We start from the raw sequence: 8735 nt of genomic DNA, 5'->3' as shown, positions 1-8735 counted from the left end.
GGGCCGGATCGAGTAATAAGAGTTGCCCGTCATGAAGCGATTGAAGTTCAGCCAGTCGGCTTTCGTCCGCACGCCAAATCCGTTGCGGTAGATACGGACTCCTTGGGACGCGGCCATCCAGCCCTCGTAGTCATCCTTACTCCCGAAAAGGTCCCGCGTCGCCCTTCTCTGGATCACGTCGACGCGGGCGTCGAATGGCCCGGGATCAGCGATCACGAATCCGCCGTCTGGTCCGTCGACGAACTCTGCGTTCCCATTGTCGAGACGCACTTCAGTTTCCAAACGGCAGAAGTACCGGTCGTCACCTTCCCTGAGTCCGAGTTCTCGGAGCTTGGGCGTGGAATCCAGCAGCCAGGCGAGGAACTGGTCTCCGTTGTCATCTCGGATGAGGCGTTCCCAAGTCGACTGCGCGTCGACGCCGCGGTCCGGTCGCAGGAAACGGGCGCTGAACTCACCCTGGATCGTCAAGACTCCGTCGGCGTACCGAAGGGTGTACCGGATGGCCGACTGGTCGAGGGCTTGCTGCGACACTTCCCGGAGGTCCATCCGGGTGCCGTTGATGAACATGGTGATGCGGAAGCCTTGGTGCTCGCTATATGGGGAGATCATTCCCGCCAGCCGCGCTTGTAGACTCCCGACATTCGACCAGACGTCGAGATTGTTCAGTCCTCGAACGACGACTCTGGTGCCCACTCTCGTCTCTGGGGGTCCGGGGAGGATGAAGATCTCGACGTCCCGCAGAGACTCGGCGTCAGCGAATGCATCCCAGTCGATGGTGCATGTGAGGGGCTCTTCGGAGTCCATCCTCGTTGTTAGGTCGACAAGGCGCCCTAACCGTTGCACACCGAGTCGCCCCAGGCCCTTGTCTCCCAGTGGCGTGCGACTGAACTTCGCTGAGGTCCAGTCCTCCTTCTTCAGAGCACCCTTATTGCTCGCCGAGACAGTGAGCCATCCACGGACGATATCGTCCGCGGACATTCCGGTTCCAGCGTCGAGGACCTCTATCCGCCCCTGCAAGTACTCCGGTAGGGCACGAAGCGCCTCGGTGGCAGCCTGAAGCCGCGCCTTGAGATCTCGCGCAGCGTCAGCATCGCTAGGTAGCTCCTGCTCGAGCTCCTGGATCGTCGCTTGAAGTTCTCGTCGACGAGCGGCGATCTCTGTTGCTGTGTCCGCGGAGACTTCGATCCCGGCGAGGTCTGTCCATACCTGTGTGTCTATCCGCACATCGACGCCTCGGGAGTCGGCGTCATACGAGTTCTTGATGAGCTCGGTGAGCGCTTGCAAGTCGTCGGTGATCAGATCTTGGCCGAGCTTGAACACGACCGTGGGGTGCACACTCAAGTGCGTGGCGTCGCGGTTCGTTACCTGCATGGTGGCTCCAGTTTGCCCTTGAAAGCGTCTCCCCGAGACTACTAGCCGCGTCGATCCACACTGCGCGCGGGAGGGCGATGGAGCCCCCACGAGAGCGCCGCGGTTTCTGTGCTGACAAGCACTTCACGTAAACGCTCGTCAAACGAGCCGCCAGAGGTCCGGCCGTGGCGGTCACTCACGTACTGGTGCCAACGAGATGGGTGGCGGGCCTGGCCGACCTGCCATACCATGTCGTGGCCCTGCAGGTGCAACACCTCCGCAAGCCAGCGGAGCTGCTCCTCGAAGTTGCGACGCGCTGCTCCCGTCACGGGTATCGTTCCGAAGCCAATGAGTACCTGCTCGGCCGCGACGATGGCTTCCAGCAGCGGCGGTCGAGCAATCTCCCACCCATGCACATCGTGCCCCAACACAGCTATGTCCCTGGAGGACGCACTCGCAATGGCGAAGAGGTTGGCGATTCGCATCTGTTCAAAGCCGAGGATTCGTGCTGCGAGCCGAACCCGCCCGAGAGTCCGGCTTTCGGCGCCGAGCGGAGGATTCGCGAGCACAGCTAACAGAAAAGGGGAACCGTCGTCGATCTGCGCGATAGAAGGAGATGCCGCTGCCTGCACACGTGTCGGCGAACGGTGCGCGCTCCTGTCGACATGTGATGACACTGATCCTCCAAGGACGAATGCGGCGGCTGAAGCGTACGTTGGCTAATTGAATGGGCCTCCTCACAATCGAGGCCATCCGTGGTGTTGCATCAACCACACACCATCCTCGCAGCGCTTCGCCACGAGCCGCTCACCCTGTCGCAGTCGCCATCCATACTCGGCGACGTGACTTCCCGCACCGGTTGGCTGCTGCAAAACGGTGTTTCTGCGGAGTCCGGCAACTTCTCGGCAACTTCGCCGCAGAAATCTGCTCGGAGCCGACCGACGAAGATTCAAGAGCCGGGAGAAATTAGCCTCTGACCGGCTATTTTTGGCGGAGACGGAGGGATTTGAACCCTCGGTCCCCGTAAGGGGACTCCACCTTAGCAGGGTGGTGCACTAGGCCTGACTATGCGACGTCTCCAGGCATCCCGACCCCGAAGAGCACCGGATGCGCCCAGCAATCATAACCGCTCGACCTGGGCACGGCGAACTCGCGCTCGCACCCGAAGCGCTACCGCTCGGGCGTCGTGCACGTGACCTGACCGGCGGTCTGGCCGGTGATGACATCGGGCAGCGTGATGACCTCTTCGGGCACGGACACCTCCGCGCCCCCCGATTCGGTCGGCACCGGAGACCCCGACGGCGACGCAGACGGCGTCGGCTTGGGCGCCGCTTCGCCGACGACCTCCTGGCTGTTGCCGGCACTGGGCTTGCCCGAGATCGCGATCGGCTGGTTTTCGGCGAGCGCGGTGAACAGCACGCCGGCGGCTTCGGTGAGCGGCATCACCCGTTCACCGCCGGGTGTGTAGTACGTGGGGTACTGCACGAAGACGATGTCGTCGTACGTCACGTCCTTGACGGCCATGGCGATCTGCACCATGCGAGTGGGGTTCGCGAGCGTCTCACTCAGCAGCAGCTGTCCGCTGGTGACCTGCTGCATGGCGGTGGTCGCGAGGTTGAACAGCGTGCCGGCGTCCGACAGCACTTCGCCGGACTGCAGCTTGCGCACCATCGACGACATGAACTGCTGCTGGTTCGAGATGCGGCCGAGGTCTGACCCGTCGCCGATGCCGTGGCGGATCCGCAGGAACTGCAGCGCCTGCGCGCCGACGAGCGTGTGCGTGCCCTCGGCGAGTCGCAGGCCGGTGTGCCCGTCGTCGATCTGGCCGGCGACGCAGACATCCACTCCCCCGATGGCGTCCGACATGTTGATGACGCCGGTCCAGCGGATGGCGCCGGCGAACTGGATGTCGACCCCGGTCAGGTTCTCGACGGTCAGCACCGTGCAGGCCAGCCCGCCGTACATGTACGACGCGTTGAGCATCTGCGAGCTCATCGCCGAGTAGCGGCCGCCCTCACCGTCGGGGCAGGACGGGATCGGCACCATCATGTCGCGGGGAAACGACACGACGGTGACGCGGCGCGGGTTGTCGCCGATGTGCAGCAGCATGGTGACGTCGTTGCGTTCCCCGCCCTCATCCTCTGCGCAGCGCGGGAAGAGCTCGAGACTCTGCCCCTCGCACGAGTCGGTGCCCACCAGCAGCAGGTTCACACCGCCCTCGATCTCACCGATCGTCGGCGGCAGCTGCACGTCGCCTTCGAGCTCGACCGACATGTCGGCGACCGTTTGGGTCGCGTTCCACACCGCGAACGCGGCGGTGCTGACGGTGCCGATGAGGGCGACGACGAGCACGACCGCGAGGATCTTCGCGATCTGTGCGAGCGGGTGCGGCGACGTCAGCTGCCCGTGACGCGCCACCGGCTGCCGCGCACCGCGCGTAGAGCTCTCGTCTCTCACCGGGGTCCTCTCGAATAAAGGGCCTCACGCATCACACACTGCGGAGGGTGTGGGATTCGAACCCACGGGACATTGCTGCCCACTGGTTTTCAAGACCAGATCCTTCGGCCGCTCGGACAACCCTCCAGACGATCGAGTCTACCGATGAGCCGTCTGCCATCCTCCCAGCGGCGGCTGGGGAGTGGCTGGATGCGGCATCCGCCCGCGTCACTCGACCACGGCACGCGGGCCGTGCACCGTGGCGCCGAGCTCACGCAGCACGGCCGCGACCCCGCCGTCCTGAACCGACGCCGTGATCTCGCCCGCGGCATCCCGCACCTCCTGCGGGCCCTGCGCCATCGCGACCGCACGGCCGCCCTTCTCGAGCGCCCACTGGAACATGCCGACGTCGTTGCGTCCGTCGCCCATGACGAGCACGTCGGCGGGTTCGATGCCCAGCCACTGCCGCACGAGCTCGAGAGCGGTGCCCTTGTCGACCCCCTGCGGGGCGATGTCGAGCCACGCCGACCAGCCGATCGCATACGACACCTGGTTGAGGCCGACCTGCTCGATCAGCCGCGCGAACGCGGCCTCGTCGTGACCGGGCGAGACGACGACCACACGCGACACCTCGGACTGCGCGAGCTCGTCGAACGTCACCCGCCGCGCCTGCACGAGGTTCCAATCCTCGAGGTGGTCGGTGAACAGGCGGTTGCCGTCGGGCAGTTCGACCAAGTAGTTGGCCTTGGGCAGGTGCTCGCGCAGCAACCGCAGCACGGCGGTGGGATCGAAGGTCTCGATGTGCGCGCGCTCGTACTCCAGGTCGTCGGCGTCGACGCGCCGCAGCACCACCGCGCCGTTCGAGCACACGACGTATTCGGGAGCGAGTTCGAGAACCCGCAGGATGCCACGGGTCGACGCCCAGCTGCGACCCGTGGCGACCATGACCTCGTGACCGGCATCGCGCGCGTGCCGCACGGCGGCGACCACGCCGGGGCTCAGCGACTCGTCCTCGAGCAGCACCGTGCCGTCGAGGTCGAGGGCGATGAGCAGCTGCGGCGTCGCGATGTCGGCGTGGGCGACCTCTTCGACGATCTCGGCCGCATCGGCCGGGGGAACGACCTCGACACTGCCCGTCTCGGGGAGGTGCGCGCCCGCGCTCACCTCAGCGGCTCCAGCACGTCGAGTCCGAGGTAGGGACGCAGCGCCTCGGGCACGATCACCGACCCGTCGGCCTGCTGATGCGTCTCGAGCAGGGCGACGATCCACCGGGTAGTGGCGAGGGTGCCGTTGAGGGTTGCCACCGGCTGCGTCCTCCCGCCCTCGCCCCGGTGGCGGATGTCGAGCCGCCGCGCCTGATACGTCGTGCAGTTCGAGGTCGAGGTCAGCTCGCGGTACGCGCCCTGCGTGGGCACCCACGCCTCGACGTCGTACTTGCGCGCGGCCGACGAGCCCAGGTCGCCCGCGGCGATGTCGATCACGCGGTAGCTCAGCCCGAGGGCCTGCAGCATCTCCTCCTGCCAGGCCAGCAGCCGCAGGTGCTCGGCCTCGGCGTCGGCCGGGTCGGCGTAGACGAACATCTCGAGCTTGTTGAACTGGTGCACGCGGATGATGCCGCGTGTGTCCTTGCCGTGCGATCCGGCCTCGCGGCGGTAGCACGTCGACCAGCCGGCGTAGCGCAGAGGGCCACCCGACAGGTCGAGGATCTCGTCCTTGTGGTAGCCCGCGAGAGCCACTTCGCTGGTGCCCACGAGGTACAGGTCGTCAGCCTCGAGCCGGTACACCTCATCGGCGTGCTCGCCGAGGAACCCGGTGCCGCGCATGATCTCGGGGCGCACGAGCGTCGGCACCACCATCGGCGTGAAGCCGCCCGCGAGCGCCTTCTGCAGCGCCATGTTCATCAGCGCGATCTCGAGCCGCGCGCCGACGCCCCGCAGAAAGTAGAAGCGTGCCCCCGACACCTTCGCGCCGCGCTCCATGTCGATCGCGCCGACCAGTTCACCGAGTGCGAGATGGTCGCGCGCAGGGAAATCGAAGATCGGGATGTCTCCGACGCGCCGCAGTTCGACGAAGTCGTCCTCTCCGCCGGCCGGGACGCCGTCGATGACGATGTTCTCGATGCGACTCATCGCCTCGGTGGCGACGGCCTCGGCACCCGTCACCGCCTGCTGTGCGAGCTTGACCCGTTCGGCCAGGCTCTTCGCCTCGGCCACCAGCGCCGCCTTCTCGTCCTTCGGCGCCTGCGCGACGGTCTTGCCGAACGCGTTCTGCGCCGCCCGCAGCTCCTCGAAGGCCGAGATCGCGGCACGGCGCCCGCGGTCGGCGGCGAGCGCGGCATCCACCGTCTCCGGCGCGTGCCCGCGGGCGACCTGCGACCGCTTCACCAGGTCGGGGTCGTCACGCAGCACGAGAGGATCGATCATCCTGGCAAGTCTAGTCGGCGGGAATCTGGCGCTATCGTGTGCACATGGCGGAGCGACGGAGCAGGCGCGGACGCGCCGCGCTCGTCTACAACCCCATCAAGGTCGACAAGCGCGCGCTGCGCGCAGCGGTGTCGGGCCGGTCGTCGCGCGCGGGCTGGGCGCGGCCGCTGTTCTTCGAGACGACGATCGAGGACCTCGGCCAGAAGGCGACCCGGCAGGCGCTCGACCAGGCGGTGGATGCGGTGCTCGTCGCCGGCGGCGACGGCACCGTGCGCGCGGTCGCCGAAGCCCTCACCGGCACCGGCGTGCCGCTGACCATCGTCCCCAGCGGCACGGGCACCCTGCTCGCGCGCAACCTGGGTCTGCCCCTGCTCGAACCCGAGCACATGATCGACGCGACCTTCACCGGCGACACGATCGCGATCGACGTCGGCATCGCGACCCTCACGCGTGTCGACGGCGAGCACGAGGAATATGCCTTCGTGGTGATGGGTGGAATCGGGCTGGATGCCGCGATGATCGCGAACACACGACCGAAGCTGAAGAAGACCGTCGGCTGGGTCGCGTACATCGACGGGGCGGCCCGGTCGCTGCCGAACGCCAAGCCGTTCCGCGTTGTGTACCAGCTGGAGGGCCGGCGCATGCACACCGCGAAGGTGCAGAGTGTGCTGTTCGCCAACTGTGGGGCGCTGCCGGCGGGCATCTCGCTGGTGCCGGACGCCTCGATCACCGACGGCCGGCTCGATGTCGCCGTGATCCAGCCGGCGGGATGGTTCGGGTGGCTGGGCGTGTGGCGCAAAGTGTGGTGGGACAACAGCGTGCTGCGTCGGTTCCGCGCGGGGCGGCGTGTGCTGCAGTACCGCGGCCGCGCCGCCTCGGTGCGCTATCGGCACGGCAGCAGCATCGAGGTGGCCGCGGAGTGGCCGAGCGCCGTGCAGCTCGACGGCGACGAGTTCGGCAAGGCCACGCGGGTACGCTGCCGCCTCGAGCCGGGCGGCCTGCGCGTCACCGTGCCGCACGGGCACGACACATCGCGGCTGTGACGCTTGGCTCGTATCTCGACTCTCGCGTGACCGTCATCGCCGTGGTGCTGGCGTCCACGGGCGCCGAGGCGGCCGGGGCCTCGCTCACGGGCGACGGTCAGATCGAGAACGGCGGTGCGATTGCCCTGGATGCCTCGAACCGGCGGCATCGAGCAGTTTTCGGCGATTCGCGCGTGCGTCGGAGCGCGTCGCCGCTCCCCGTGCTGGCACGTCCCCGCGCAGCCCTGTCCCCTCGCCGCGCGGGCGAAGGAATAGACCACCCCCGCTCGGCGCTTGCACCGGGGGATGACTCTTTCACCGTTGCAGCTGTCCGTTCTCGACCTCGTCCCCGTGCGCACCGGGCAGTCCAGCGCGCAGGCGGTCGCCGCATCCCTCGCCCTCGCCCGCACCGCCGACGACCTCGGGTTCACCCGCTACTGGTTCGCCGAGCACCACAACATGCCTGCGGTCGCCTCGACCTCGCCGCCAGTGCTCGCCGCAGCCGCCGCGGCGCGCACCGAGCGCATCCGGGTCGGCTCGGGCGGCGTCATGCTCCCGAACCACTCGCCGCTCGTGGTCGCCGAGCAGTTCGCCGCGCTCGAGGCCCTCGCCCCGGGCCGCGTCGATCTCGGCATCGGCCGCGCACCGGGCAGCGACCCGGTGATCACCCAGTTGCTGCGCATGTCGGGCACCACCAGCGACGTCGAACGGTTCCCCGACCACGTGCGCGACATCGTGCGGCTCGCCTCGCCGGACGGCGCGACCGTGCAGTTCACATCGGGCGGTGCCTACGATGTGCACGCCACCCCCGCCGCGACCGGCACACCCGAGGTGTGGCTGCTCGGCTCGAGCGACTACTCCGCGCAGCTCGCGGCCGCCCTGGGCTTGCCGTACGTGTTCGCCAACCACTTCTCCGGGCAGGGGCTCGAGCGCGCGCTCGACCTGTACCGCACGCAGTTCCAGCCCAGCGAGTCCCTGGCCACGCCGCGCACCTTCCTCACGGCGAACGTCATCGCCGCACCGACCGCTGAGGAGGCCGACGAGCGCGCTCTCCCCCAGCAGCGCATGATGGCGCGGCTGCGCACGAACAAGCCGCTCACCCCCCTCGAGACCGTCGAGCAGGCGCAGGCCGGGGCCGCCGAGTTCGACGGTCTGGCCGCGTCGGTCATGCAGTCCGCCCGCGCCGGCTGGTTCGTCGGCGACCCGGCAACGGTGGCAGCCGACCTGCGCGCGGTCGCCGAGCGGTGGGGCGTCGACGAGGTGATGATCTCGCCGGTCGCGGGCTCCTACGACGCCGAGCCAATGGAGGCCTCACCCGGCCGCGTGCAGACGCTCGTGCTGCTGGCCGCCGCCGTCTGACCCCGGCGCGACACTCCCCGGGCTCGCTCGAGATCAGACCGCGCAGCCATACGCGGGCCTCGACGAACACGTCGTCGGAGTAACGCTCGGGGTAGCGCACGATGGCGCGGTCGGCACGCGGGTACGAGCCGAGGAACACCACCTT

Annotated in this window: 7 protein-coding genes, 2 tRNA genes and 1 pseudogene; 2 read left to right on the top strand and 8 right to left on the bottom strand. The window is 68.0% G+C overall.

Features of this window, described 5'->3' with window-relative positions; genetic code table 11:
* From ACK5IN_RS04050 to serS, 7 genes are all read right to left on the bottom strand, one after another.
* Positions 1-1371: ATP-binding protein (locus ACK5IN_RS04050; protein WP_416894935.1), on the bottom strand; the 1371-nt coding region annotated here is incomplete at its 3' end.
* A 41-nt stretch (positions 1372-1412) separates the two neighbouring features.
* On the bottom strand, positions 1413-1982 hold the full coding sequence (locus tag ACK5IN_RS04045) for a hypothetical protein (protein ID WP_416894934.1): 570 nt from the start codon (positions 1980-1982) through the stop codon (positions 1413-1415).
* A gap of 356 nt (positions 1983-2338) precedes the next feature.
* Positions 2339-2430 (bottom strand) — tRNA-Ser (locus ACK5IN_RS04040).
* 90 nt (positions 2431-2520) lie between these two features.
* Positions 2521-3807 carry an LCP family protein gene (locus ACK5IN_RS04035; RefSeq protein ID WP_416894933.1) on the bottom strand — a complete coding sequence of 429 codons (1287 nt, stop codon included), beginning with the start codon at positions 3805-3807 and terminating at the stop codon, positions 2521-2523.
* Between the two features lie 41 nt (positions 3808-3848).
* Positions 3849-3933, bottom strand: a tRNA-Ser gene (locus ACK5IN_RS04030).
* Positions 3934-4014: 81 nt separating this feature from the next.
* A complete protein-coding gene (locus tag ACK5IN_RS04025; protein ID WP_416894932.1) occupies positions 4015-4950 on the bottom strand; it encodes an HAD family hydrolase in 936 nt (311 codons plus the stop codon).
* Positions 4947-6209: a serine--tRNA ligase gene (gene serS, locus ACK5IN_RS04020; RefSeq protein WP_416894931.1), complete on the bottom strand. Its 1263-nt coding sequence runs from the start codon at positions 6207-6209 to the stop codon at positions 4947-4949. The genes ACK5IN_RS04025 and serS overlap by 4 nt, the downstream gene beginning before the upstream one ends.
* A gap of 44 nt (positions 6210-6253) precedes the next feature.
* Here serS and ACK5IN_RS04015 point away from each other — a divergent pair, with 44 nt between their 5' ends.
* Both ACK5IN_RS04015 and ACK5IN_RS04010 read left to right on the top strand, forming a co-directional pair.
* Positions 6254-7252, top strand: a complete 999-nt coding sequence (locus tag ACK5IN_RS04015; protein ID WP_416894930.1) for a diacylglycerol/lipid kinase family protein — start codon at positions 6254-6256, stop codon at positions 7250-7252.
* 285 nt (positions 7253-7537) lie between these two features.
* Positions 7538-8590 carry an LLM class flavin-dependent oxidoreductase gene (locus tag ACK5IN_RS04010; protein WP_416894929.1) on the top strand — a complete coding sequence of 351 codons (1053 nt, stop codon included), beginning with the start codon at positions 7538-7540 and terminating at the stop codon, positions 8588-8590.
* Positions 8591-8609: 19 nt separating this feature from the next.
* Here the strand turns inward: ACK5IN_RS04010 and ACK5IN_RS04005 are convergent.
* Positions 8610-8735, bottom strand: a pseudogene (locus ACK5IN_RS04005) (prephenate dehydratase); the annotation flags it as partial.

The organism is Microbacterium sp. (assembly GCF_047971895.1).
In the GTDB taxonomy this organism is placed as follows: domain Bacteria; phylum Actinomycetota; class Actinomycetes; order Actinomycetales; family Microbacteriaceae; genus Microbacterium.
The sequence above is the reverse complement of the archived record's forward strand: the minus strand, read 5'-3'. Positions and strand labels throughout refer to the sequence as shown.

What these genes read in the sequence shown, in the direction of transcription:
- ACK5IN_RS04010 (WP_416894929.1), top strand. Translation starts at nt 7,538, where the DNA reads ATGACTCTTTCACCGTTGCAGCTGTCCGTTCTCGACCTCGTCCCCGTG.
- ACK5IN_RS04015 (WP_416894930.1), top strand. Translation starts at nt 6,254, where the DNA reads ATGGCGGAGCGACGGAGCAGGCGCGGACGCGCCGCGCTCGTCTACAAC.
- serS (WP_416894931.1), bottom strand. Translation starts at nt 6,209, where the DNA reads ATGATCGATCCTCTCGTGCTGCGTGACGACCCCGACCTGGTGAAGCGG.